General features: G+C 63.1%; 21 protein-coding genes. 11 read left to right on the top strand and 10 right to left on the bottom strand.

Annotated features, from left to right (window positions below; all coding sequences use genetic code 11):
• Window positions 1-2 precede the first annotated feature (2 nt).
• Window positions 3-209, top strand: coding sequence for a hypothetical protein (locus MKZ91_RS10115; RefSeq protein WP_336170613.1), 207 nt, complete (start codon window positions 3-5; stop codon window positions 207-209).
• 48 nt (window positions 210-257) lie between these two features.
• Here MKZ91_RS10115 and MKZ91_RS10110 read toward each other — a convergent pair whose 3' ends face one another.
• The 5 genes from MKZ91_RS10110 to MKZ91_RS10090 form a co-directional block, all read right to left on the bottom strand.
• Entirely contained in the window at window positions 258-1,205 is a 948-nt protein-coding gene (locus tag MKZ91_RS10110; protein WP_336170611.1) for an MYG1 family protein, read from the bottom strand.
• A 166-nt stretch (window positions 1,206-1,371) separates the two neighbouring features.
• Window positions 1,372-2,484: an ABC transporter permease gene (locus tag MKZ91_RS10105; protein WP_336170609.1), complete on the bottom strand. Its 1,113-nt coding sequence runs from the start codon at window positions 2,482-2,484 to the stop codon at window positions 1,372-1,374.
• Window positions 2,485-2,486: 2 nt separating this feature from the next.
• Window positions 2,487-5,291: a ribosome-associated ATPase/putative transporter RbbA gene (gene rbbA / locus MKZ91_RS10100; RefSeq protein WP_336170607.1), complete on the bottom strand. Its 2,805-nt coding sequence runs from the start codon at window positions 5,289-5,291 to the stop codon at window positions 2,487-2,489.
• The gene (locus MKZ91_RS10095; RefSeq protein ID WP_336170605.1) at window positions 5,291-6,361 is read right to left on the bottom strand and encodes an HlyD family secretion protein; all 1,071 of its coding nucleotides are present in this window, start codon (window positions 6,359-6,361) and stop codon (window positions 5,291-5,293) included. The genes rbbA and MKZ91_RS10095 overlap by 1 nt, the downstream gene beginning before the upstream one ends.
• A gap of 220 nt (window positions 6,362-6,581) precedes the next feature.
• Window positions 6,582-7,058, bottom strand: coding sequence for an Lrp/AsnC family transcriptional regulator (locus MKZ91_RS10090; protein ID WP_336170604.1), 477 nt, complete (start codon window positions 7,056-7,058; stop codon window positions 6,582-6,584).
• 143 nt (window positions 7,059-7,201) lie between these two features.
• Between MKZ91_RS10090 and MKZ91_RS10085 the strand changes: the two genes are divergently transcribed.
• From MKZ91_RS10085 to MKZ91_RS10055, 7 genes are all read left to right on the top strand, one after another.
• Window positions 7,202-8,221 carry a 1-aminocyclopropane-1-carboxylate deaminase gene (locus tag MKZ91_RS10085; protein WP_336170603.1) on the top strand — a complete coding sequence of 340 codons (1,020 nt, stop codon included), beginning with the start codon at window positions 7,202-7,204 and terminating at the stop codon, window positions 8,219-8,221.
• A 50-nt stretch (window positions 8,222-8,271) separates the two neighbouring features.
• Complete coding sequence (locus MKZ91_RS10080; RefSeq protein WP_336170601.1) at window positions 8,272-10,659, top strand: 1-deoxy-D-xylulose-5-phosphate synthase N-terminal domain-containing protein; 2,388 nt, start codon at window positions 8,272-8,274, stop codon at window positions 10,657-10,659.
• Between the two features lie 162 nt (window positions 10,660-10,821).
• A complete protein-coding gene (locus MKZ91_RS10075; RefSeq protein ID WP_336170599.1) occupies window positions 10,822-11,577 on the top strand; it encodes an alpha/beta fold hydrolase in 756 nt (251 codons plus the stop codon).
• 410 nt (window positions 11,578-11,987) lie between these two features.
• Window positions 11,988-13,043 (top strand): TRAP transporter substrate-binding protein, encoded by a 1,056-nt coding sequence (locus MKZ91_RS10070; RefSeq protein ID WP_336170597.1) that lies wholly within the window; start codon window positions 11,988-11,990, stop codon window positions 13,041-13,043.
• A gap of 157 nt (window positions 13,044-13,200) precedes the next feature.
• Window positions 13,201-13,716, top strand: coding sequence for a TRAP transporter small permease (locus MKZ91_RS10065; RefSeq protein WP_336170595.1), 516 nt, complete (start codon window positions 13,201-13,203; stop codon window positions 13,714-13,716).
• Window positions 13,713-15,155, top strand: coding sequence for a TRAP transporter large permease (locus MKZ91_RS10060; protein ID WP_336170593.1), 1,443 nt, complete (start codon window positions 13,713-13,715; stop codon window positions 15,153-15,155). The genes MKZ91_RS10065 and MKZ91_RS10060 overlap by 4 nt, the downstream gene beginning before the upstream one ends.
• A gap of 451 nt (window positions 15,156-15,606) precedes the next feature.
• Entirely contained in the window at window positions 15,607-16,848 is a 1,242-nt protein-coding gene (locus MKZ91_RS10055) for a DUF2778 domain-containing protein (protein ID WP_336170591.1), read from the top strand.
• 203 nt (window positions 16,849-17,051) lie between these two features.
• Here MKZ91_RS10055 and MKZ91_RS10050 read toward each other — a convergent pair whose 3' ends face one another.
• Entirely contained in the window at window positions 17,052-17,549 is a 498-nt protein-coding gene (locus tag MKZ91_RS10050) for a nuclear transport factor 2 family protein (RefSeq protein WP_442892234.1), read from the bottom strand.
• A 123-nt stretch (window positions 17,550-17,672) separates the two neighbouring features.
• The gene (locus tag MKZ91_RS10045) at window positions 17,673-18,497 is read right to left on the bottom strand and encodes an oxidoreductase (RefSeq protein WP_336170590.1); all 825 of its coding nucleotides are present in this window, start codon (window positions 18,495-18,497) and stop codon (window positions 17,673-17,675) included.
• Window positions 18,498-18,614: 117 nt separating this feature from the next.
• On the opposite strand from MKZ91_RS10045, the gene MKZ91_RS10040 reads away from it, so the two are divergent.
• The 3 genes from MKZ91_RS10040 (at window position 18,615) to MKZ91_RS10030 (ending at window position 22,760) form a co-directional block, all read left to right on the top strand.
• Window positions 18,615-19,508 (top strand): LysR family transcriptional regulator, encoded by an 894-nt coding sequence (locus MKZ91_RS10040; protein WP_336170589.1) that lies wholly within the window; start codon window positions 18,615-18,617, stop codon window positions 19,506-19,508.
• Window positions 19,509-19,636: 128 nt separating this feature from the next.
• Entirely contained in the window at window positions 19,637-20,821 is a 1,185-nt protein-coding gene (locus MKZ91_RS10035) for a glycoside hydrolase family 5 protein (protein WP_336170586.1), read from the top strand.
• 112 nt (window positions 20,822-20,933) lie between these two features.
• Window positions 20,934-22,760, top strand: coding sequence for an adenylate/guanylate cyclase domain-containing protein (locus tag MKZ91_RS10030; RefSeq protein ID WP_336170584.1), 1,827 nt, complete (start codon window positions 20,934-20,936; stop codon window positions 22,758-22,760).
• 58 nt (window positions 22,761-22,818) lie between these two features.
• On the opposite strand, the gene MKZ91_RS10025 is transcribed toward MKZ91_RS10030, so the two are convergent.
• Genes MKZ91_RS10025 through MKZ91_RS10015 form a run of 3 tightly spaced genes read right to left on the bottom strand, consistent with a single transcriptional unit; the run spans window position 22,819 to window position 26,248 of the window.
• A complete protein-coding gene (locus tag MKZ91_RS10025) occupies window positions 22,819-23,664 on the bottom strand; it encodes a sugar phosphate isomerase/epimerase family protein (protein WP_336170582.1) in 846 nt (281 codons plus the stop codon).
• Complete coding sequence (locus MKZ91_RS10020; RefSeq protein ID WP_336170580.1) at window positions 23,661-24,971, bottom strand: DUF6005 family protein; 1,311 nt, start codon at window positions 24,969-24,971, stop codon at window positions 23,661-23,663. Before MKZ91_RS10020 ends, MKZ91_RS10025 begins: the two co-directional genes overlap by 4 nt.
• Window positions 24,968-26,248, bottom strand: a complete 1,281-nt coding sequence (locus MKZ91_RS10015; protein ID WP_336170578.1) for an AMP-binding protein — start codon at window positions 26,246-26,248, stop codon at window positions 24,968-24,970. The genes MKZ91_RS10020 and MKZ91_RS10015 overlap by 4 nt, the downstream gene beginning before the upstream one ends.
• Between the last annotated feature and the right edge of the window lie 82 nt (window positions 26,249-26,330).

The following is a 26,330-nucleotide window of genomic DNA, read 5'->3' as shown; positions in this document are numbered from 1 at the left end:
TCATGGAAACCGTCGAAATCACCGGACGCAGCGACTTTGCCTTGTGGGCGATCGAGCGTGCCCAGGAGATCGTAACCTCTGAAGGCGCCGCCTTCGCGCTTGCCGCGCGCGACATGAACGATGAAGCGCTTGCCCAGACCGCCGCAGCGCTCGGCAAGGCGATCAGCGACGCCATGCTCGAAGTGTTCGACGGCCTGGTAAGCGACTGAATGGCGACCGCCCGCCGGAGGCGGGCGACCGCTTCTGCCTGGCTTACCTCACCTGCCGTCACTGGCAGCGGATGCTAGCGACAAGGCTTCCTCAACCGCGAGGCTGGCCATGGCAAGCGCCGCTTCGCGGGTGCGCGCAGCGGCAACGAAGCGGCCGTTGTGACAGAAGCTTGCGCCTTCAACGCCGCTCGCCGCCTCAAGGTCCCTGCCTGTCAATCCAGCCCAAGCCTCAGGCAGATCGGCGCGCAAGGCAAAGCCTTCGTCGGCCTTGCGAATACCCGTCAGGCACCAGTCCTTTTCGCGCGGGTGGACCACGAACAGCAGGTGATCGGCGCCTGATTTCACGATGGCGGGGCGGAAGGGCATTCCCATCGGCAATTCGAGAACGCGCCCTTCGCCTGCGCGCGCGATCTGCTGGAGGACGAGCGCTTCGGCCCTCGACTTCGCGGCGCGCTGGGCGACACTCGCCTCAACAAAAGCACGGGCGATCGCCAGCGCGGAGTGGAAGGCATGATCGTCAGCCTCGGGACCGGACTGGTCGAAGACGGGTTTCAGCGTTTCCAGGAGAACCGGCAGCGTCAATCCGGCAAGCGGGCCGGCCATGGCAGGGTCGAGCGCCCCATTGTCTGCCAGATCGATCGGCAGCACAAAGCGCGCGTCGAAGGCGGCATGCACCGCTTCAACATGCTCGGCCGGAATAGCCGAGGCCAAAAGATAGTCGCGGCCATAGTGCTTCCAGATCAATCCGAACGAACTGTACGGTTGACCATCCTCACGCACCGGTGCTCCACGCTGGTGATGGTCGAAGATACGGGCTTCGGCGTCATATTGCCCCCCAACATCGTAGATGACGCGATCGGCGCCCGGTTTGATCCACTCTTCCTGCCGGCTGCGGACGAGACGCGCCTCAGGGAAAAGCCGTGTGAGAATGACGGTGGACAACAGCTCGTCGGCATGAAAGCCGCCGGAATGGGTAACAAGAAAGTCTGGGATCATCCCGGGTGGCCTATCGTTCGTGGACGGTGTGTGCGGCCACCAGATAGCCTTTGCACGACTTCACCTCAACCCGGCATCACGCTTTCCCCGGCTTCGCGCTTCCGATATCCGACCGCGCCGCCAGTCTTTTGATGCCGCCGCGCTCGCTGCGTCCGCGTCACACCGATTATTTCAGGAAGGCCCGGAAGCGGCGCATGGCGAAGGCAAAGAGAATGGCGCCGATCACCAGCAGGGCAAGAAGCTGCGGCCACACCACGTCCAGCCCCGCATCGCGAAACAGAACCGCCTGCGCCAGAATGACGAAATGGGTGTTGGGTGCCGCCAGCATGATGTTCTGGATGATCTCCGGCATGCTCTCTCGCGGCGTCATGCCGCCGGAGAGTGCCTGCAGCGGCAGAAGCACGAGCATCAACAGCAGGCCGAACTGCGGCATGGAACCGGCGATCGTCGCAAGCAGGATTCCCATCGACGTGGTCGCGAAAAGCTGCAGGGCCGTTGCCAGCAGGAACAGCCCGAAGGAGCCCTGCACGGGGACTGCAAGCACACCCTTGACGACGAGAATCAGCGAAACCGCCGAGGCCAAGAGCACCACCAAGCCCATCGACCAGACCTTGCTGACCATGATCTCGAACGGCGTCACCGGCATGACCAGCAGGTGCTCGACGGTACCGTGCTCGCGCTCGCGGATCAGGGCGGCGCCCGTCAGGACAATCGACAGGATGGTGATATTGGTGATGACGTTCATGACCGCGCCGAACCAGCCCTTGTTCAGTTCGGCATTGAAGCGCGCGCGCAGGACCAGATCGACCGGCAGCGACGCCTCGCTGCGGTGGCGGTCGAGAAAGCCCGAGACCTCTCCGGTGACGATCTGCTGGATGTAGCCATTACCGGAAAAAGCCTGGCTCATCCGCGTCGCATCGACATTGAGCTGGATCGTCGGTGAGCGTCCGGCCAGGAGATCCGTCTGGAGGTTCGGCGGGATATCAAGCGCGAAGGTATCGAGACCCTGGTCCATGCGTCGGTCCATTTCCGCAGGCGTGATCATCTGCGGCGGCACGAAATAGGGTGGGTAGAAGGCCGTGGAGATCCGAGTCGAAATCGGCGAGCGGTCCTCGTCGACAATGGCGATTGCTGCGCGGTTCAGCGTTTCCGGCATAGCCGTCGAGCCGGTATAGACCGACAGCGTGAAGGAGTAGACGATCAGGATCAACAGGACCGGATCGCGCCAGAGTCCCCAGAGTTCCTTGATGCCGAGATGGTAGATATGGGACAGGCGCATCGTCACCTCGCCTGCTTCTTGAGGGATAGCGTTCCGATCGCAAGCAGAACCGGCACCGCGATCAGCATCGGCACGAATGCGCCGCCGAGATCAGCGAAGCCGAGCGCCTTGGAGAAGGTGCCGCGGGCAATCGTCATGAAGTGCGTGGTCGGGTAGATCTGGCCGATGAAGGCGCCGGCGCCTTCAAGCGAGGACACGGGATCGATCATTCCGGAATACTGGATGGCCGGAATGAGCGTCAGGATCGCGGTGCCGAAGATCGCGGCGATCTGGCTCGACATGAAGGTGGAGATGACGAGCCCCATGGCCGTTGCCGCCGAGACATAGATCAGGCCCGCAGCCGTCCAGGCCAGCAGACTGCCGGTAAACGGCACCCGGAAAATGAAGATTGCAAAGGCGGTCAGCAGCACGAAGTTGAGCATCGCCAAAGCGATATAGGGGATCTGCTTGCCGACCAGGAATTCCAACCGCGTTACCGGCGAGACATAGAGATTGACGATCGAGCCCAGCTCCTTCTCGCGCACGACGCTGAGCGCCGACAACATCGCCGGGATCAGCATCAGCAACAACGGGATCACCGCCGGCACCATGGCGACGATACTCTTGACATCCGGATTGTAGCGGAAGCGCGTTTCGATCTTGAAGACGCCCGTCGTTGCCGCATTCCCGTAGCGCTCGCGGATCTTGCCGGTCAGCCAGTGGGCGTGCAGGCCTTGAACATAGCCTTTGACCGTTTCGGCGCGGCTGGCCATGGCACCGTCGATCCAGGCCCCGATTTCGACGGTATCGCCACGAGTGGCGTCCCGGGCAAAGCCAGGTGGAATCTCGATTGCGAGGCTAAGCTCGCCATTGCGCATGCGCCTGTCGAGGTCGGCATAATCGGTGATCGGGTCCTTCTCGATGAAGTAGCGCGAACCGGCAATCTCCAGAATGTAGTCCCGGCTGGTGGTCGTCTGGTCGTGGTCGAGCACCGCAAAGGTCAGGTCCTCGACGTCCATGTTGATGCCGTAGCCGATGACGAACATCAGGATGACCGTGCCGATGGTGGCGAGCGTCGCCCGAATGGGATCGCGCACCAGTTCCAGCGCCTCCCGGCGGGTGTAGCTGAACATGCGTCCGACATCGAAGACACCGGATGCGGCGGAAGGCCGTTTGGTGGTCTCAGGTGCGCGCTTGCCGGCCTCCGCGGTTGCGAGTTCCAACGCAGCCCTTGCCCGCACGACCGCGGGAGCCGCCTGTTTGGCCCCGGCAATCGCCTCTTCGAGATAGGCGATGAACGCCTCCTCGAGCGTCGATGCCTTGCGGCTCTCGATGATGCCGGCGGGCGTGTCACTGACGAGCACCTTGCCGGCATGCATCAGCGATATGCGATCGCAGCGCATCGCCTCGTTCATGAAATGGGTGGAGATGAAGATCGTCACCTGATCGTTGCGCGAGAGATCGACGAGGATCTGCCAGAAACTGTCACGCGCCACCGGGTCGACACCTGATGTCGGTTCGTCGAGGATGAGGATGTCGGGCGAGTGGATGAGGGCGACTGCGAGCGAAAGCCGCTGGCGAACGCCGAGCGGCAGCGCGTCCGGCAAGGCATCCATCACCCCTGCCAAGTCGAAACGCTTCGCCAGTTCCTGGATGCGCACAGGGATCCTGTCGGCCGCCATGCCGAACAGTTTGGCGTGCAGTTCCAGGTTCTGCAGAACCGTAAGTTCGGTATAGAGCGAGAAGGCCTGCGACATGTAGCCGACGCGGTGGCGCACCTCCATGTCGCGCGGGTCGACCTCACGTCCGAAGAGCTTCGCCGTGCCTTCGCTCGCGGCCAGCAGTCCGGTCAGCATCTTCATCGTCGTCGTCTTGCCGCAGCCGTTGGAGCCGAGGAAGCCGAAGATTTCGCCGCGACCGATGCGGAAACTGACATTGTCGACGGCGACGAAATCACCGAAGCGCATGGTGAGGTTGTTCGCCTCGATGGCGACATCGTCGCCGGCACCTTCGGCGCGCAGCGGGATGACCACGTCATGGTGGTCGCGCCGTAATTCTTCCGGAAGCAAGACTATGAAGGCAGCATCGAGCGTGTCGACGCCGGTCTTCTCGAGCAACTCGCCAGGCGTGCCGGTTGCCAACACCTTGCCTGCGTCCATGGCGACCAGCCAGTCGAAACGGGCCGCCTCTTCCATGTAGGCGGTGGCGACAATGACGCTCATGCCAGGCCGATCCTTACGGATCTCGTCGATCAACTCCCAGAACTGCCGTCGCGACAGGGGATCGACGCCCGTCGTCGGCTCATCGAGGATCAGGAGATCGGGATCATGGATCAGGGCGCAGCAAAGGCCGAGCTTCTGCTTCATACCGCCGGAAAGCTTACCTGCGGGGCGTTCGGCGAAGGGGGCCAGGCCCGTGCTTTCGAGCAGGCTGGCGATCCGCCTCTCGCGCTCCGCGCGATCGTGGCCGAAAAGGCGCCCGAAGAAGTCGACATTCTCGAAAACCGAAAGCGTCGGGTAGAGGTTCTTGCCGAGACCCTGCGGCATATAGGCAATGCGCGGGCAGGTCCGGCGCCGGTGGCCGGCATCGGCGATGTCGCCGCCAAGCACCTCGACCCGTCCCGCCTGCACGGCGCGGGCACCGGCGACAAGCGAAAGCAGGCTCGATTTACCGACACCGTCCGGCCCGATCAGCCCCGCCATGCAGCCGGAGGGCATGTCGAGGGTCACGCCATCCAGCGCCTTCGTCTTGCCATAGGAAAGCGTGACGGCGTTCAGGCGTATCACGGGCTCCGCCGGCGGCAGGCCGGCCCGGTCAGGATCCGTCATCACTGCACCAGCGTGCCGGTCTGGCTCGACGGCCACTCCGCATTCGGATCAACCTTGACGTAGGCGACACCCGGAAGACCCGTTTTCACCATGCGGATATACTTCTTCAGGAGTTCCTTCGGGATCTGCGCCTTGATGCGGAAGGTCAGCTTCTGCCGCTCTTCGGCCGTCTCGACCGTCTTCGGCGTGAACTGCGCGACATCGGCGACATAGGAGACCTTGGCGGGAATGATGTATTGCGGCGCGGCATCCATCACCAGCCGGACCTCGCTGCCGATCGACAGGCGGCCAGCCTGATCGGTCGGCAGAAAGAATGTCATGTAGACGTCGCCGAGATCGACGAGGTTAAGCACCCGCCCACCGGCAGCCAGCACTTCACCGGGCTGCACAACACGGTATTGGATGCGGCCGTCGCGCGGCGATACCAGCGTGCTGTCGTTGATATCGGCGACAATGCTCTCGACCGATGCCTTGGCCGCTTCGACCGAGGCCTCGGCATCGACGACCTGGGACTTCGCCGCATTGATTGCAGCCTTCGATGCGGCCAGCGACGCTTCGGCGGCACTGGCTGCGGCTCGAGCGCCCTCGGCGGTCGCCCGGTCATCGTCAAGCACCTGCTGCGAAACCGTGCTTGTCCTGACGAGCTGTTCGGAGCGGGCGAGACGCCGCTCGGCAGCATCCAGCTGTGCTCGCCGCTGTGCCAGCACGGCCTCGGCTGCGGCCTTTTCCGCTTCGCGCTGCGTCACCAGATTTTTTGCCGCCTCGACGCCGATGATGGCGCGCTGCTGCTGCGCTACGGCCTGCCGCTTGTGGGCCTCCAGTTGCACCGTATCCATCTGGGCAAGCACCTGGCCAGCGGTGACGAAATCGCCCTCGTCCACCAGGATCTCCTTGATCCTGCCCGGTGTCTTGGTCGAGATGTCGATCTCGACGGCCTCAATGCGCCCGTTTCCGCTGGCGATACCGGCCGGGAGCGCGTTGCGATCCAGGTTGCGCCAGGCGTAGTAGCCGCCCGCCAGAGCAAGAACGAGAAGACCGACCGCAAGCCAATTCTTCCGAGCTTTTTCCATTTCAGCGTCCCACCTTTAAATGCACGTTACGACAATAGCCCGCGGCCACTCAAACACAACCGGGAATAGGCGATACGTGGCAATGCCTCGCCTCTCCGAGTTGCCCGAACAGACAGCAGGGGCCGGCCCCTCGCATTGACTCATGTCAATTGCTGTGAGGCGGTGCAGGTGGTTGACGCTCGTCTTCGCGGCAGTCACAGGACCGCCGATCGCTTGTCCGTCAAAACGGCAGTCGCGCGTTCTCCTTGACCTCCTTCATCACGAAAAATGTCCGGGTCTGCCGCACGCCCGGCAGCGCGATCAGCTTCTGGCCGTGCAGTTTGTTGAAGTCCGCCATATCGCGGACGCGGATCTTCAGGAGATAGTCGAAGTCGCCGGCGACAAGGTTGCAGTCGAGTACTTCCTTCATGTCCATCACCGCGCCCTCGAAGGCCGCAAAGCTTTCAGGCGTCGAGCGATCGAGCACGACGCCGACCATCACCAGCGCACCAAGACCAACGGCGGCGGGAGCGACTTCGGCCCGAACACCGGTGATGTAACCCTCCTCGAACAGCCTTTGCGTCCGCCTGTGGCAGGTGGCCGCGCTGACGTTCACACGCTCGGCGAGGTCCGCATTCGTGAGCCGCCCCTCGGATTGCAGGGCGCGCAGGATCTTAAGGTCGATCCGGTCAAAATCCTCTGCGGAAGAATCTTTCATTTATCGGCACCAAAATTGAGTAAAGACGACAAGCGTTATCAATTTCATCTGTCTGCATGAAATTGCAAGAGAAAATTAGAGAGCACCTTTCACACGACTTCACCTATCCTTTGCCTACATTTTTCACATGGAGGCCTGGATCGATGTCACTGCTTGAAAAGTTCGAACGCTACCCGCTCACCTTCGGCCCGACGCCGATCGAGCATCTGCCACGGCTGACGGCCGCACTTGGCGGCAAGGTCGAAATCTACGCCAAGCGCGACGACTGCAATTCCGGTCTCGCCATGGGCGGCAACAAGCTCCGCAAGCTCGAATACATCGTGCCGGACGCGATTGCGTCCGGCGCCGACACGCTGGTTTCAATTGGCGGCGTGCAGTCGAACCACACGCGCATGGTTGCTGCCACCGCCGCGAAGATCGGCATGAAATGCGTGGTCATCCAGGAGAAATGGGTGCCGCACTACGACGCCGTCTACGACCGCGTCGGCAATATCCTGATGACGCGGCTGATGGGGGCGGACAGCCGGCTGGTCGACGACGGCTTCGACATCGGCATTCGCAAAAGCTGGGAGGATGCCATCCAGTCGGTGAAGGATGCCGGTGGCAAGCCCTACCCGATCCCGGCCGGCGCCTCGGTGCACAAATACGGTGCGCTCGGCTATGTCGGATTTGCCGAAGAAGTCGCAGCGCAGGAGAAGGAACTCGGCTTTACCTTCGATTACATCGTCGTCTGCGTCGTCACCGGCTCGACGCAGGGCGGCATGATCGTCGGCTTCGCCGCGCAAAACCGCGCCGATCGGGTGATCGGCATCGACGCATCCGGCACGCTTGAACAGACCCGCTCCCAAGTCCGAAAGATCGTCGATTCCACCGCCGAACTGGTGCGCCTCGGGCGGGCCATCCGCGAAGACGAGATCGTCATCAATCCCGATTACGCCTATCCTGCCTATGGCGTACCGTCGCAAGAGACCAACGAGGCGATCCGGCTTGCGGCCCGCACCGAGGCGATGATCACCGACCCCGTCTATGAGGGCAAATCCATGCAGGGGATGATTGATCTCACCCGCAAGGGCTTCTTCCCCGAGGGATCCCGCGTTCTTTACGCGCATCTCGGCGGCGCGCCGGCACTCAACGGCTACAGCTACTACTACAAGGACGGCTGAAACGCCGTCCGCCCCTGTCACCTTTCGTCCTTCTCCATCGGAACCTGGCGATGACCGACACGAACCATCTCAAGACCATCGAAAAACGCCTGCTCTGGCTCTCCCACTGGATGATCCACCATGCCAATCACATCCGGCCGAAGGTCGACGGCATCAAGATCGGCGGGCACCAGGCAAGCTCCGCCTCGGTCGTCTCGATCATGACGGCGCTCTATTTTTCGGCTCTCCGGCCGGAAGATCGCATCGCCGTCAAGCCACATGCGGCGCCTGTGTTCCATGCAATGCAGTACCTCATGGGTCGGCAGACGCGCGAAAAGCTCATGAACTTCCGCGGCTTCGGTGGCGCCCAGAGCTATCCGAGCCGGACCAAGGATGTCGACGACGTCGATTTTTCGACCGGTTCGGTCGGCCTCGGCGTTGGCATCACCGCGCTTGCCTCGATTGTGCAGGACTTCGTCCGGGCCAAGGACTGGGGCCAGGGCAAGCTCGGCCGCATGGTCGCGCTCGTCGGCAACGCCGAGCTCGACGAGGGCAATGTCTACGAGACCCTGCAGGAAGGCTGGAAGAACGACCTCAGGAATTGCTGGTGGATCATCGACTATAACCGGCAGTCGCTCGACGGCATCGTCCGCGAGGGCCTGTTCGAGCGTGTCGAAAAGGTCTTCGACGCCTTCGGCTGGGATGTGGTGCGGGTCAAGTACGGCGTGCTGCAGCGCGCCGCCTTTGCCGAACCGGGCGGGAGCAAGCTGCGCGACTGGATCGATCGCTGCTCCAACCAGGAATATGCAGCACTCACCTTCATGGGCGGTGCCGTCTGGCGCAAGCGGCTCAATGATGATCTCGGCGACCAGGGCGATGTCTCGGCGCTCATCGATCGGCGCAGCGATGCCGAACTTTCGGCGCTGATGGAAAACCTCGGCGGCAACTGCGTCGAGACGATGGCCGAAACCTTCGCAGCGATCGACCATGACCGGCCCACCTGCTTCCTCGCCTATACGATCAAGGGCTGGAGCACGCCGATTGCCGGCCACAAGGACAATCACGGCGGCCTCATGACGACGACCCAGTTCGCCGAATGGCAGGCGCATATGGGTGTCGCGCCCGGCGAGGAATGGGAGCCGTTCGCCGGTGTGGCGGATCGTCAAGCGCTCAAGACATTCCTCGCCGCGGTCCCGTTCTTTGCCGAAGGCACGCGCCGCCACGCCGACCACCGGCTCGAGGTGCCGCCGATCGCGTTTGAGACCCAGCGCGACGTGTCGACGCAGATGGCGTTCGGCAAGATCCTCGATGATCTCGCCAAGGGCAAATCCGCACTCGCCGAACGCATCCTCACCACCTCGCCCGATGTGACCGGCACAACCAGTCTCGGCGCCTGGGTAAACCGGCGAAAGCTCTTCGCGCGCCAGCCGCTCGCCGACGCTTTCATCGAACATCGCATCGCCTCGACGGCAAAATGGGAGTTCACGCCCGAAGGCCAACATGTCGAACTTGGCATCGCCGAGATGAACCTGTTCCTGCTCTTGGGCGCTGCCGGTCTCAGCCATTCGCTGTTCGGAAGAAGGCTGATCCCGATCGGCACAGTCTATGACCCGTTCGTCTGCCGTGGCCTCGATGCGCTGAACTATGCCTGCTACCAGGATGCACGCTTCATGATCGTCGGTACGCCATCCGGCGTGACGCTTTCGCCGGAGGGCGGCGCGCACCAATCGATCGGCACGCCGCTGATCGGGATCAGCCAGGATGGGCTGGCGGCCTTCGAGCCGGCCTTCGCGGACGAGCTTGCCGTCATCATGGAATGGGCCTTCGACTATATGCAGCGCGACGGCGACAATGACCCGGACGAACGCACCTGGCTGCGCGACGAGACCGGCGGCTCCGTCTATCTCAGGCTCACGACCAAGCCGCTCGAGCAGCCCTTGAAGCGGATCGACGATGACTTCCGCCAGGGCGCAATCGACGGTGCCTACTGGCTGAGAAAGCCGGGACCGAACTGCGATATCGTCATTGCCTATCAGGGCGCAGTTGCGGACGAGGCAATCGCTGCCGCCGGGGCGATCGGCGAGGTTCGCCGCGACATCGGCGTGCTCGCCGTCACCTCGGCCGACCGGCTGAGCGCCGGCTGGACGGCGGCGCAGCGCGAACGCGCCCGCGGCAATCCACGCGCCCGGAGCCATGCGGAGCGGCTGCTCGATCCGCTGCCCGGCCATTGCGCCATCGTCACGGTGCTCGATGGACATCCCGCGACGCTCTCCTGGCTCGGCGCTGTCGCCGGCCACCGGACGATTGCGCACGGGGTCGAGCACTTCGGCCAGACCGGCACGATCGGCGATCTCTATCGGCACTTCCGGATCGACCGCAATGCGCTGGCGGCGTCCGCAATGGCGCTGACGGCCGGCCGGAGAACTGCGGCAGGACAAGAGGCTCTGCTCTTCCCGTAGACCCGCAATCACTGCCTCAACCATTGAAGACGAACCACCCGGCGCCGCCGGCACGGCGGCGAGCGGATGCACGCGCCTTCCAAAACCAGAAGCGTCACCGGACGAAGACGCCGCCTTTCAGGGGAACAACCACTCCACTCTGAAGAACAAGGACTGAATAACATGCGAAAGACAAGAATCCTGGCTGCCACGCTCCTGGCATTGGTGGCTGCCCCGCTCGGCCAGGCGCTTGCCGATCCGGTCAAGAACGTCGTGATCGTGCACGGGGCACTTGCCGACGGCTCTGGCTGGCGTCAGGTCTTCGACCTGCTCACCGCCAAAGGCTTCAACGTGACCATCGTCCAGCCGCCGATGACCTCGCTTGGGGATGACGTCGCAGCGACCAAACGCATCCTCGATCTGCAGGATGGCCCCTCTGTTCTCGTCGGCCACAGCTATGGCGGCATGGTGGTAACCGAGGCGGGAACTGCCGACAACGTAGCAGGCCTCGTCTATGTCGCAGCCTTCCAGCCGGATCAAGGCGAGACCCTGCTCGATCTCGCCGCCCGCACGCCACCAGCCACCAAGGGCATAGCGGCCACCAAGGACGAATATCTCTATCTCGACCCGAAGGTCTATGCCGCAGACTTCGCCGCCGACGTGCCTGAAGGAGAAGCCCGATTCATGGCACATTCGCAGGTGTTCCCGGCCAAGGCCGCCTTCGAGACGAAGATCACCGCCCCCGCCTGGAAGGACAAGAAGAGCTGGGCGCTGATCGCAACCGACGACCGCGCCATCCATCCCGATTTGATGCGGACGATGGCCAAGCGTGCCGGCAGCGAGCCGGTCGAGGTCAAGGCGAGCCATGCGGTGTTCATGTCGCAGCCGACAGCTGTAGCCGACCTGATCGAAAAGGCGGCAGGCGCGCTCTCCGACTGACGCCACGCGCCACTTCCAAGCGGCTTTGCGGTGATCGAAGGGTCGCCGCAAAGCCGCACTTTTTTGGAGGCCACCGCGCCGATCGCCACTTGGGAGACGTCCCTACCCGCAAGCCCCGCGCTTGCAGCAACGATGCGTTTCAGCTGCCATCATCGGCTTAAAACCGTTTGGCGTCCGACACGGCAATCGACGCCGATTGATCGCGCGAGCGTCGCTTGACAGGCGGCTCAAAATAAACTTAACATGTTAATGGATTGAGCGTTCCTCAAGGGAACGGACGGAGGGTACAAGCGGTCGAGGAGATCGGCATTGACGCTGCCATCTGAGGAGAGGGCCGCGATGGTGCATCCGAATGCTTACCGGACGCGGCTCGATCCCCTTGGGAGAAATGGGTCAATTGGGAGGGACCTATGATACTGAGCAGACGGAGCTTGATGAAGACCGGCGGCGCAATGCTTGCGGCCCCGTTGATACTCGGAACGGGTGCTGCGCGCGCCCAGAGCGTCGTGACGCTGAAGCTGCACCACTTCCTGCCGCCGGCGTCCAACGTCCACCAGCGGCTCCTGATGCCCTGGGCGAAAACGCTCGAAGAGCAGAGCAACGGCGCACTCAAGGTCGATATCTTTCCCGCCATGCAGCTCGGCGGCAAGCCGCCGCAGCTCTACGATCAAGCGGCCAATGGTGTCGTTGACATCGTCTGGACCCTGCCCGGCAACACGCCGGGTCGTTTCCCCTCAACCGAAGTGTTCGAGCTGCCTTTCATTGCGGCGAAAGAGGCCATCATCAACGCCCAGGCCTGCCAGGAATATGGCCAGACGCACGTTGTGAAGGAAGCCGGCGGCACCCAGCTCCTGTGCTTCTGGGCGCACGACCAGGGCCTGATCCATACCAACAAGGAGATCAAGACCGCCGCCGATCTGGCCGGTCTGAAGCTTCGCAATCCGACGCGCCTTGCCGGTGAGGCCCTGGCCGCGCTGGGCGCGACCCCGGTCGGCATGCCGGTGCCCCAGGTGCCCGAAGCACTGGCGCAGCGCTCGATCGATGGCTGCGTCATCCCATGGGAAGTCGTGCCTTCGATCAAGGTCAACGAGCTTACCAAGTTCCACACCGAAATCCCGGGCTCACCGACGCTCTACACCGCCACCTTCTTCCTGGCGATGAACAAGGGCAAGTACGATGGGCTGCCAGCCGACCTGAAGGCGGTGCTGGACGCCAACAGCGGCATGGCCTTCGCCAGGAAGGCGGGCGAGATGTGGGACAGCGTCGGCGCCGAAGTGCGGGCGGCGATCGAGGCCTCCGGCAAAGGCACGATCAGCGCGATCAGCGATGACGAGAAGGCAAAATGGTTGGCCGCGACCAGTCCCGTGCACGACAAGTGGATCGAAGACATGAAGGCCAAGGACATTGATGGCAAGGCATTGATTGAAGCAGCAAAGGCGCTTGTTCAAAAATACTCGAACGCCTGAGCGGCACCGCCTGCACGGAGTGCCGTGCGTTCGAATGTACGCACGAGGACGCTTCGCAACTCGAGCATCCCTCCGCTTCTGGTGGTACCACTTGGAGCGGACGCTCCCGTGCGCCTGACTTTGGCGCCATCGGTCACTTCAAGAACTTGAGGCCAAGATGATGGACGACGTAACAGGTGCAGAGGCGGCCGATGTGCCGCGACGCCGTGAAATTGAGCGGCTTGCGGCCGGCCTTGCGCTGATCGGCGGTACGCTGCTGTGCCTTGCGGCCGGATTGGTGACAGCCAGCGTCTTCGGCCGCTGGCTTTTCAACCGGCCGGTGCCTGCAGACTACGAGATGGTGGAGGTCGCCGTCGGTGTCGCGGCCTTCTCCTTTCTCGGCTATGCGCAGGCGCGCAGCGGACATATTGCCGTCGATACGTTCACCCTTGCCCTTCCAAAAAGGGTCACGCGGGTCATCGACGGCACCTGGGACCTGCTTCTCGGCGCTTGCCTCGCCTTCTTTGCCTGGGGCCTCTTCACCGGTGGACTGGAGGCGCGACAATACGGAACGACGCTTATCCAGCTGCCCTGGCCCATCTGGCCGGTCTACCTGATCTGTGCAGTCCTCGCCGCACTCGCTGCGATCATCGGGCTGTCCGTTGCCGTCTTCAAGATCGGAGCCAGCCGATGAGCGGTTTTGCTATTGCCTGCCTCGGCTTTGCGGCCATGTTGGCGCTGATCGCCATCCGGATGCCGATTGCGCTCGCCATGCTCGCGGTCGGCGCTGCCGGCTATGCCTATCTCTCAGGGCCGCATGCCCTGATCTATTATTTGCAGACCAACACCTACAGCCAGTTTGCAAGCTATACGCTGTCCGTCATCCCGCTCTTCATCCTGATGGGTGCGCTGGCCGAACAATCGGGCATCGCCGCAACCATGTTCCGGGTGGCAGAGCGGCGGCTCGGACGGTTCCGGGGCGGCATGCCGATGGCGGTGATTGCCGCTTGCACCGGCTTCGGAGCGATCTGCGGTTCGTCGGTGGCGACCACCGCGACGTTCGGGCGCGCCGCACTGCCGGAACTGCGCCGGGCACGGGTCGACGCCGGGCTTGGCACCGCGACGATCGCTGCAGGCGGCACACTCGGCATTCTCATTCCGCCATCGGTCATCCTGGTGATCTACGCCATCACGGCCGAGCAGAACATCGCCAAGCTGTTCCAGGCCGCCCTGGTGCCGGGTCTGCTCGCGGCCGCCTTCTATCTGATCGCAATCGCCGTGGTCGTGCGCCGCAACCCCGACCTCGCACCACCAGTCACCGCGGCCGACGTCGTAAAGGCAGCCCGCCCGGTCTGGGCAAGGCCGCTCGGACTGACCATCCTCGTTGGCAGCATCGCCGCTTGGCTGCTTGGCTCGCTCGGGACCGTCGGCGTGGCGCTGTTGTCTGTCTTCGGCTTGCTACTGCTCGCCGCAGATTTCGCTGTCGTTCCAGCCGCGGCCGTTGCGGTCACGGTTGTCGGCGGGATCTACGGCGAGGTGTTCACGCCGACAGAAGGCGCTGCGGTCGGTGCTGCCGTAACACTGGCGATCGGCCTCCTGCAAAGAACGCTGAGCTTCACAGCCCTAAAAAATGCCTTGCTGCAGACGGCCGAAACCAGCGGCATGATCTTTTTGATCCTGCTGGGCGCAGAGGTTTTTGGCGCGTTTCTGGCGCTGACCCAGATGCCGACAACGCTCGCTTCGATGATCGGACAATCGGGCCTTCCGCCCTATGCCATCATCTGCGGCATGCTTATCATCTATCTCGTGCTCGGTGCCGTCATGGATGAACTGGCGATGATCCTGCTAACCCTTCCGGTCTTCATCCCGATCGTGCTGACGCTTGATCTCGGAATGCCGACGGACGATGTCGCTATCTGGTTCGGCATTCTCGTGCTCATCGTCGTCGGTATCGGCCTCTCCGCCCCACCGATCGGGCTCAACGTCTTCATCATCAACAAGCTGGCCGCCGACGTCCCGATCGTCCAGACCTATCGGGGCGTGATGCCCTTCGTGATTGCCGACCTGATCAGGCTCTGCATCGTGACGATATCCCCGGGGGTCGCGCTTGCCCTGGTCCGCCTGCTGAACTGAACTCGGATGCACATTTGGATCGCCGGGCGCTCGCCGAAAAATGTCGATTTCGGCGGGCGCGCGAGCACCTCTTCGAGGACGGTCGGCGGCAGACCGGAGACAACCCAAAGTGGGCTGACGGTTCGCGCCGCTCATCCAGCGGTCCCGATCGGGGCCAGATCGAGGCAAAAAAAGCGCATTTCGATCTATTTCCGCCGGTGGAAAGCAAAATTTAACCATACTTGTCCATCCTTTCTCAATCCGTCGTCAAGAAGGGGACAATCCAGAAGTCGCGCAGAGGCGGTCGCTCGCCGGCCGGAGGGCACCTGTGTGATCTGTTGGCTTGAAATCATCGTTGAGTAAGATCGTTCGTTCACAGTCTTTGCACCGTCTGTTGCGTCCATTGCTGATTACTTGCTGCGGCACCGCCCTTGTCGGTGCGGCCGCATGGTCGCTGGTTGGTATGGTTGCGATGGGCAGTTCCGCCCATGGCTCGGGCCTGTTGCTGCCGAAGCCGCAGCTCCATCTGGCCGACAGGGTAAAGGATCGTGCGTGGGAGAAGCACGCGCGCGTCAGCCAGGCGTCGAAGCTGATCGCCGCCACGGCGAAGCCCGTCGAACTTGCAAGCCTCGCGCCCGTCTATGCGAAAACCGCCCGCAGCGTCGAAGTTGCTGGCAATGCCGTGCCGTCCGCCAAGACGGAACACATCGAGGCTGGCGTGACGAAGACCCTGCTGGCACCGCAGACGCTGGCCGGCAATGCTGAACGCTCCACCCCCGCCGTAACGCATGGCCTGTCGGCGAAGATCGAGATGCCCGCCCCCGAACGGTTCGGGCCGCTGCCGGCCGTCTCGGCCGACAAGCCCGCGACCGTGCTCGCCTATGCCACACCCGCACAGAGCGGTGCGACCGGCGCCGCGTTTTCGGCGGTGATGACCGCGCCGGACGAGGACGAAGTCGCAGTATCACCGGATCCGGACGTGGACGCGGACGACGACACTGCCGCCCTGCCTGACTACGAGGACACCCCGTCCGCCGGACCGCTGCCGCAGTCCCGGCCAGCCGGTGAACAGGCGAAGAAACCTGTGGCTGGAGAAACGGAAAAGCCCAACCTCGGCCAGCCGCAAGAGGCCGCGGCGACGAAGGACGGCGAGACCCAGAAGCCGGCCGAACGCGAAGTGCCGAAACAGCAGAAGCTCGCTTATGCGCGACCGGACCCGACGGAGAACAGCTCCGGCACCGGCTTCGGGCAGGCCCTGCGCAACGTGTTTGGTGGTGGAGCCAAGGCAGGCAATGGCGTCGCCGTCTACGACATCACCGCCGCCAAGGTCTATATGCCCGACGGCAGCGTGCTCGAGGCCCATTCCGGTATCGGCAAGATGGCGGACAACCCCCGCTATGTGAATGTGAAGATGACCGGGCCAACCCCGCCACACACCTACAATCTCAGGATGCGCGAAACGCGCTTCCATGGGGTCGAGGCGATCCGCATGCTGCCGGTCGACGGCAAGAACAAGCACGGCCGTGACGGGTTCCTGACCCATAGCTACCTTTTGCGCGGCAAGCGCGCGGAATCCCATGGCTGCGTCGCCTTTGCAGACTATCCGCGTTTCCTCACCGCCTTCAAGCAGGGCAAGGTCAAGCAGATCGTCGTGGTGCCAAGCGGCGGGCGTGCCGCCGGGTTGCGGCTGGCATCGAACGGTCGAAACAGCTGACGGACCGTTGCAGCGACCTGTAATGGGAGCAGTGGTCGCGGCCGAACCGCATGGCGCCCAAGCCGCTGAGGCAACCGCTGGAGGCGGTTCATTATAGATCGCAGTCACATGGAAAGGCCCCGCCTGGCGGCGGGGCCTTTCCATGTGCGTGTGCTAGGAAGCAGGTACGGAACAATCGCTAGGCCAGCACAACGCCCGGTCGACTAGCGGGCGGGCTGAACGCGGCTCCACAGATCGTTGAAGGCGATGCTGTCGAAGAAGGCGGACGCCTTGGTGACTTTGCCCTCCTTCAGATCGAGGAACCAGGCATAGGTGTTGGCATAGGGTATGCCGTCCCGCGCGATGCCGCTCGCATCGAAGAAGACGACTACGGTCGCGCCCTCCGCATAGATGTTGCGGATCTTCGGCTTCAGGCCGGTGCTCATGCGCGCATTGAAGGGCCGGATGACCTCGCGCATGAAGGCTTCGCGGCTGGGATAGGTCTTCGACGCGGCGGAGTTTCCGGTAATGGTCCAGTTCGCATCATCGGCGAGCAGATCGTAGGGTCCGCCCGTCCCGGCCGCCCAGGCATCGAAGGCGCGTTCGACGGCGGCCTTGTTGCCAGCCTCGTCCGGGGTGGTTTCTGCTTGCGCCGGCGGCACCATGGTTGCAAGTGATAAGGTGAGCGCGGCGGTCGCAAGAAACGTTCCAAAGTTCGTCATTTTCGTCTCCTTCCTCTTGAAAAGTCTTGGTCTGCCTTCAAACGTGCGGGAGCGGCGGCGTTGCGGGTATCTGAGTTTTCGGTGGAGCGGCTCGGGGCCGCTCCGCCACACTCATGCGTCCGGTCAGAAATCAGTCGAAACCGATACGGCGCGCCATTTTGTCAGGAGTTCAGCATCCTCGGCGTGCTTGGCCTCGATCGCTGCGACCGTGTCGCTGCCGAGCGGCAACCGGACCGGCGGATTTTCTGCGTCAACGAACGCGATCAGCACTTCTGCCAGACTGTCGGGGTTGCCCGGCTGGTTGTGGCTGATTTCCTTCGCCTTGCTGCGAACCACCCCGGCCGTTTCGGCGTAATCGTCAATCTCGATCGGGCTGACGCCGAGCGAGGTCGAGTCGAGAAAGTCGGTGCGGAAGTAGCCGGGTTCGATCGCGGTGGCATGGATCCCGAGCGGAGCGAGCTCGGCCGCAAGCGCCTCGGTCAAGCCTTCGACCGCGAACTTCGTCGAGCAGTAGACGCCGAAGCCGGGACCGCTGCGGTAGCCGCCGATCGAAGAAAAGTTCAGGATCCGTCCGGAGCGTTGGCGGCGCATATGCGGCAGCACCGCGCGGGTGACGGCGAGCAGGCCGAAGACGTTGGTGCGGTAGAGCGCTTCGATCTCGGCGCCGCTTGCCTCTTCGACCGCTCCGAGCAGGCCATAGCCGGCATTGTTGACGAGGATATCGACGCGCCCGAACCGGGCAATGGCCTCGCCGACGGCCTGATGGGCCTGCGCTTCGTCCGTCACATCGAGCGCGACGGCGAGCAGGTTGGGCTGTTCACCGAAACGATCAACGACCGCCTTCGGATTGCGCGCCGTCGCGACCACCTGATCGCCCTTGGCAAGCGCCTTTTCAACGATGAGGGCACCAAATCCACGGGATGCCCCGGTAACGAACCATGTATGCATGTGAACCTCCTGTCTGGTTTCTCCGCTCCTTCATCAGCGGCTGAGAAGGTTCTACCCCGCATCGTCCGATGAGATAATCGACTGGATTCTCCTTGAGTTGATGAATACCATTCAACAATGAGAACCGTATCGCCATCCGACCTCTCCTCCTTCCTGGCGCTTGCCCGCCACCGCAGCTTCCGCCGCGCCGCCGATGAACTCGGCTGCACGCCATCGGCGCTCAGCCACGCACTGAAGGCGCTGGAGGAACGCCTTGACCTCAGGCTCTTCAACCGCACGACGCGCAGTGTTGCGCTGACGGAAGCCGGTGAACTGCTGCTTGCCCGCGTCGCGCCGGCCTTTCGCGATATCGAAGACGCGCTCGACGACCTCAACAACTTCCGGGGAACGCCGGCAGGGCGGCTGAAATTCAACGCGGCGCGGGCTTCCGCGAAGATGGTGCTGTTGCCTCTGGCCGCACGTTTTCTGGAGAAGCACCCGAAGATCAGCATCGAGATCGTCGTCGACAATGATCTCGTCGACATGGTGTCTGAAGGCTTCGATGCCGGCGTGCGGTTTGGCGAGGTCATCGCGCAGGACATGATCGCCATTCCGATCGGGCCGCGCCAACGCACCGCGATCGTGGCAACGCCTTCGTACTTCGAGCGCCATCCCAAGCCCACGACGCCTGAGCATCTGAAGGCGCTTCCTTCCGTCGGGCTGCGCTTCGGCAGCGGCCGGCTCTATGCCTGGGAGTTCGAGCGCGGCGGCGTGGAACTGCATGTCGAGATGAACAGTGCACTGATCGTCGATGATCAGGACATGATGGTTGAAGCCGCGCTTCTCGGCGCCGGCGTGGCTTTCACCTTCGAGGAACAGGTGCGGCAGCTGATCAATGAGGGAAAGCTTGTCCGGGTGCTTGAGGACTGGTGTCCCTACTACAGCGGCCTCTATCTCTACTATCCGAGCCGCCGGCAGATGCCGGCAGCACTGCGCGCCTTCGTCGACTTCGTCAGAAGCACGGGATCCTGAAGCATTGCGAACGGGACAAGGCGGGCTCCCGATCCGGTAAAAATCGGCGATTGTTCCCTCGGGAACATCGGCGAGACGTTGCGCCAGTAGGTTAGCGCGCCTAACCAGTGCCCGAAGGACCTGATCGTATGCGTCTGATTGCCTCCACCTTTCTCGCCTTAAGCCTCGCCGGCCCGGCCACGGCCGCCGATCTGATTACCTTCTGGGACACACCGCAGCATGGCGGCAACAGTTTCAACCGGCTGCCGCCGGACGAGGCCTATTTCGAGGCGCTTGCCGGATACGGCGCGACCTGGGTGCGCCTCTCCTACGACAAGTGGAAGCCGGCCAAGCGCGATTATCTGATCGGCGACGCCGACCAATACGAAGGCATTCCCGCAGCCGATCTGAAGACCCTCAAGGCAACACTCGACCGGGCGGACAAGGCGGGTCTCAAGGTCGTGATCGCGCCGCTGTCGCTGCCCGGCATGCGCTGGGCCCAGAACAACGGCAACAAGTTCGACGGACGGCTCTGGCGCGACAAGGTTTGGTGGGGCCAGGCCGCCAGCTTCTGGCGGGACCTCGCGCGTGAACTGAAGGATCATCCCGCAGTCGCCGCCTACAACATCGTCAACGAGCCCGCGCCTGAGAAGAACAACGGCCTTGCCGAACACGCCGATCCGGCAACGATGCGGGCCTGGTACGAAACGAAGACAGGCAGCGCTTCTGACCTCAAGGCGTTCTACGAAACCGTTATTGCCGCCATTCGCGAGGTCGATCCGGCAACCCCCATCATGGCGGATGCCGGCTGGTATGCGGCCGCCGATGCCTTTTCCTATTGGCCGTCGGGCCTTGCCGACCAGAAGGTGCTCTACAGCTTCCACATGTACGAGCCCTATGCGGCGACAAGCGCGCCCAACATGAAACGCGACAAGCCCTACGCCTATCCCGGCAAGGTGCCCTTCGGCGAAGGCGAGGAGACCTGGGACAGGGCGCGGGTCGAAAGCTATCTCTCAGCGCCGGTGCAATGGGCTAAGGACAAGGGCGTGCCGCCCAACCGCCTCGTCGCCGGTGAGTTCGGCTGCATGCGCCTCTGGTCCGGCTGCAAGACCTATCTTGAGGACGTGCTCACCGCACTCGACAAGGATGACCTGCACTGGGCGTTCTACAGCTTCCGCGAAGATGCCTGGGACGGAATGGACTACGAGCTCGGATCGAAGAAGGTCGGGTGGAAATACTGGCAGCAGATGGAGGCCAACGAGCGCGACACGACGCCGCGCAAGGCGACGCCGGAATTCGCCCCGATCAGCAAGCGGCTGCAAGAGGCAGATTGACGCAGACCCGAAAACCGCGGCTCGTGGTTGGAAAAAAGCCCCAAAAGGCTAGAAGACGGTGCATTCCTTGCGGTTCTCCCGCCCAATGCGCGAAATCGCAGCAACCTGAGGCATGTTTTTGCAGATAACCAAGACGGCTGAGGCCGGCACAAAGAACCGAACCATACGCCTGTCGCGGACACTCGCCATCGTGATGGCCGGGCTTGTGGCATTGACCGCCGCCGTCATCCTCTCCGTCGTCTGGTACATGTCGGCGGGAACGACGCGCGATCTCCTGGCCAAGACGGCCCGTCTCGGACTGGACGCGGTCCAGACGCGGATCGGCAGCCGTTTCACGCCGGTTGAGGACCAGCTCGCCTATCTTGCGCGTGAAGTGGCCGCCGGACGCCTCGATCCGGCCGATCCGCTGGCGCTGGAGCGTGTGATGTCGGGAGCCCTCGCGGCAACGCCGCAGGTTCGGGTGCTCTCCTTCGTCACCCCCAAGGGCGAGGTCTTCGGCGTGACCCAGGGGAAGAAGGGCGTCTTTTCCTTCGCGGAGACCGTCCAGACCGACGACGAGCGCTCGGAGATCGAGGAAGCGCGCCGCAGCGGGCAAGCCCATTGGGGGCCGGTCTATTTCGTGCCCGACCCGGCCATCCGCACCTCGGTGGCAAACCTCAGGCAACCGGCAACGGTGGACGGCGAATTTGCAGGTGTGTTCCGCGCTACGATCACGGTCGATGCGATCTCGGAATATCTGCGCGAAATCGCCGTTTCCAATCCCGGCACGACACCCTTCGTCCTCTACGGCCACAACCAGGTGCTCGCCCACCCGCTGATGGCAGCGGGTCATCCGCTTTTGTCGGCCGAGCACCGGCTGCCGCAACTGAGCGAGCTTGGCGACCCGTTCCTCGCCAAGCTGTGGGAAGAAAAACCGGAAACTGTCGACGATTCGGCGCTTGAAGTGCGTGTCGTCCAGCTCGAAAACGCCGGTCGCGTCATTCTCACTCGCAAGCTCGGCGGCTACGCGCCAGCCCCTCTCACCGTCGGTGTCGAAGTTCCGATCGAAATGCTGGAAGAGCCGATCTCGGATCTCATCCGCGCCGGCATTGCCGGTCTCGCGGTGCTCGTCGCCGCCATCGTCATCGCGCTGATCGTCAGTCGCATGATCGTCCGGCCGGTCGCAAGCATGGCGCGCGAAGTCCGCGCCGTCGGCAGGCTCGATTTTGCTGCGCTCCAGCCTTTGCCCGGCAGCCTGTTTACCGAACTCGACGAGCAGGCCCGGGCCTACAACACCATGCTGACCGGACTGCGCTGGCTCGAAACCTATGTGCCGAAGAAGCTCGTGCGCCACCTGATCGCCAGCGAAGACCTGGCATCGACCCAACGGGTCGTCACCATCATGTTCACGGATGTTGTCGATTTCACCAGAACGGCCGAAAAGACCAGTGCCGGCGACGTCGCAGCGCTTCTCAACAGCCATTTCGACCTGCTCGGCAACTGCATCCAGGCCGAAGGCGGAACAATCGACAAGTTCATCGGTGATTGTGTCATGGCCTTCTGGGGCGCACCCGACGCGCAGAAGGACCACGCCGATCGCGCCATCCGCGCTGCACGCGCGATATCTCAGGCGGTTGCCGACGACAACGCCGCGCGACGCCGGCAGGGCCTTCCGCCCCTCCGGGTGCGCATCGGCATCCATTCCGGGCCGGTCGTCGCCGGTAACATCGGCATGACCGGGCGGTCGGCCTATACGATTGTCGGCGACACCGTGAACGCCTGCAACCGGCTGGAGCAGCTCGGCAAATCCGTCGCGCCCGGAGAAGAGGTGATGATCCTTTTGAGCGGCGAGACTTTCGAGCTTGTGGTCGGGGATCGCTCCGATCTCGTCCAGCTCGGCAAACATTGCCTTGCCGGGCGAACCGAAGAGACCGAGATCTACAGATTGCAGCCGAAATAGCGCTCAAACGGATTGCCCCATGCGGCGATGCGCATGGGGCAGCGCGTTCGACACCAGCCTAGAGGTTAGCGGCCCGGCGGGTGGGTTCGGTTCCTTCGATCACCTGGCGGACCTGCTTGCGGTCACGGCGCAAGGTTTCCACGCAATCGTTGCCGAACCATTCGAGCGACGCGTCAGCCTGCGGATCGCCGGCGATTTCCGCAAGGAAGCGGTCGTAGTCGACGCTGCCTTCGAACAGCGGCGTCATGCCGCGCCTGCTGCCGGCGGCGGCGTAGACGTTGGCCGGCTCGAAGACCGTGAGGTCGGCTCGGTCGCGGATATTCTTGAGATGGTAGTGTCGAATGTGCGGCTTCATCGCCCGGTGAACCGCGACCGGATCGTCGCCGCCTTCCCAGACGTGCAGCGTATCGAAGTTGATCCCGAAATAGGGGTGGTCGACCTCCTCGATCAGCCGGGTGGTCGAGGCGGCGGTATCGGCGAGCGTCTTCGGATGCGTCTCCGCAAGCAGGTGAATGCCGTAGCTGGCGGTAATCGTGCAGATCTCCTTCAGCCGATCGACGATGCGCTGGCGTTCGTCCGCATCTACGTCGAGGCTGCCCGCACTTCCGGCAAAAGTGCGGATCTTGCGGGTCCGCCATCGGCGCGCAAGCCGGCAAAGCTCCACCGTCTTGTGTCGCAACGTCTCCACCTCGCCATCGAGCGGCAGGTAGTCGCTGATCATCGGCACCGACAGGCCGTAACCGTCGAGCCATTCGGCATTGCGATCCGACCGCGGCGCCAAGTTGCGTGCATGTGCGCCCCAGAGCTCGATGCCCTGGAAATCGTTGGCCTCAGCCCAGGCGGCGATCTCGTCGAGCGAAATGAGGTGATGCCGGAAGGTGATCGTGCAGAGCGAAACTCTCATCGTGCAACTCTCTTCAAGGGGAACGTTTCCTCAAGACCGGTGCGCGCGCACCAGAGATCGAAGACCTCGGCGAGCTTCGCCTTCAGCTTGGTTTCCAGCCGGTCCGCCTCGTCGAGGCGTTCGAACACCGTGTGGGCCAAAAGGCGATCACCCGTCTGTGCGAGCTTCATCACGGCGTAGTGCAGGGTCTTCAGCGCCTGGACCAGCGCTTCGATTTCCCCGCACCAGACTTCGAACTCCGCTGCCGGCAGCTTCAACGCCCGCCAATAGAAAGCGAAGCCGTGTTCATAGGCGTATTTCCGGATGGTGATGACCGGCAGTTCGCGGATAGCGGCGCTAAGATCGGCAAGCGCAAGGCCGTCCTTCTCTTCAAGATGCGCAGCAACGATTGCACGGACGGCATCGACAAGCGGATTTCTGTCCCTGACGAAGCAGGCCTCGAAATAGGCCTTCAGATCCTCGGCAAAGGGGGCGCGCGCCTCGGCATTGTCAAAGACGTAGCCGCCGCCGACCGTCGGCTGCATGATGGCGTGGATGACCTTGTCCCTGGCGATATCACCTTCCCAGCGATAGTCGGGATCGTGCACGAACCAGGTTCCGGGGTCGGCCGTTTCCTGCAGCATCAGATAGTGCGGGAACGGGTTCTGGTTGAACTTGTTCTCGCGCTCCGGCAGGTGGAACATGTCGAGCATGACCATGACGGAGCCGGTGTCGCTGCGGGACTTGAGCAGTTCGAGCAGGACATCGAGATTGTCGCGCTTCGTCCGTTCGGGGTCGTACCACTCGACGACGGAGACGCCGTAGAGCCGTTCGAACCAGCTGCGGAAGAACTCCTGCGTGATATCGGGCGCATGGTAGAGCAGCTCGAACTGGTCGCTGATCGCGAACTTCGCATCCCAGACACCGAAATAGAACGGCCGCTGGTCCAGACCCCGGCGTTTCAGGCCATCCGAGACGCAGCTAACGAAGCAATGGACCTTGATGTCGTAATAGGCTTCGCCGTGCACGCCCTCGTCGCTGCTGCCACCGGTCAGCGGGAAAGCCGGTACGATGGCAGCCGTCGGCTTGGGCTGGTAGAGCGCGACGAGATCGGCAACGGTCTCGACGTCCTGTTTGGCGATCGCCTCTTCCGGCACCGAAAGCCCGTATTCGAGCTCCAGGTTAAGGAAGATCTCGAGGATCAAAACGGAATCGAGATAGAGATCCTCGTTGAGACGGGCATCAAGGCCGAGGCCCTCCGTGTGTCCATGCGCCATCTTTTCGACGAGAACGGTCTTAATCGCTGAGAAGATTTCGTTTTCCGTCATGATGCGGCTCCTACGATCGGCTTGTTGAATTCGCCGGCCACGTGACGAGCCGCGACGTCGCGGCGGCTGATCTTGCCGTTGGCCTGACGGGGCACGGCGTCGACCTGCAGGATTTCCATCGGCAGCTGGTGGCCGGCGAGATGACGGCTCAACCATTCGCGCACCGCCTGCGGCGCCACCGGCGCCTCGGCACTGAAGAGGAGAGCGACGCGCTCGCCCGCAAACCGGTCGGACTTGCGGAAGGCAACCGCATCGGTGATGGCAGGCATCGCCATGGCCGCGTCCTCTACGTCCTTCGGATAGACGTTGAGGCCGGAGACATTGATCATGTCATCCATGCGCGAGACGAAAACCAGCATGCCGTCGGCACGGCGATAGCCGAGGTCCCGCGTTTGGATGGCGGCGCCCGCAGCATTGGTGACGACGATCTCGCCGGCATCCTCGGCGCTGCTGCCGGTCGCGGCGATCAGATGCGGCAAGACGAAACCCATGTCGCCAGCGGCAGTGACATTCGGGTTGATGGCGATGCAGCCGGATTCAGAGCAACCATATTGCTGGAACATGTACCGGCTCTTGGCGCGGATATCGGCAAACCACGGGTCGGGCAACAGCGTGCCGGAGGTCATTGTCGCGTGGATCTGTTCGCCTTGAGGCAGAAGCCGCGCCAGCGTGTGCAGGATCGCCGGGGAGGAATAGAGCAGCGGCCGCTCGGTCTCACGCAACACCTTCTGCAGGTATTTCGGATTGGCGGTGTTGACGATAACCGGTGTCTGGCCCCGCTTCAGCGCCACCAGGATGCCGCAGATCAGGCCGTAGGAATGGGTGGTCGGGCAGGCAATGACCGGTGTCATCTCCTCCGGCGCACGGAAGGTGGCGACATAGCTCTCGATTTCGACGTCGATCGCTTGCCAGCTGCGTGCAATGCATTTCGGCGCGCCTGTCGTGCCGGAACTCATCTGCAGCAGCGTTCCCTCAGTCGAGGGTGCCTCGGGTACCTCAAGCACCTCCGCCGTCAGGCTGTTGTAAAACAGGCGATCGCAGCCGGCGCCGAGCGCCAGCTTGCGGGCCGCCGGATAGGGCGTTCCCGGATGGATCGGCAGCACACTTGCGCCCGCGTTGCGGATGGCGAAGAACAGCGATAGCCAATCGACCGTCTCCGAAAAGCACACCGCGTAGCGGCCGGTGTCGCGATCACCAAGGCCGATCTCCGCGGCCAGCCGTGCCGATTGTTCGTTGAAATAGGCCTCGTCGTAGAGCCTGTCATCGATGCGGATCATGGCTTTCTCCAATGAAAGAACGCAAGGGGCAGAACGCCTTGAGTTGGCGGCTTTCCTTGGGTTCGGTTTTGTTCTGACCGGC

This window comes from Ensifer sp. MJa1, assembly GCF_037026475.1.
Taxonomy (GTDB): Bacteria; Pseudomonadota; Alphaproteobacteria; order Rhizobiales; family Rhizobiaceae; genus Ensifer.
Note: the sequence above shows the minus strand (reverse complement) of the source record. Positions and strands in the feature narration are given on the sequence as shown.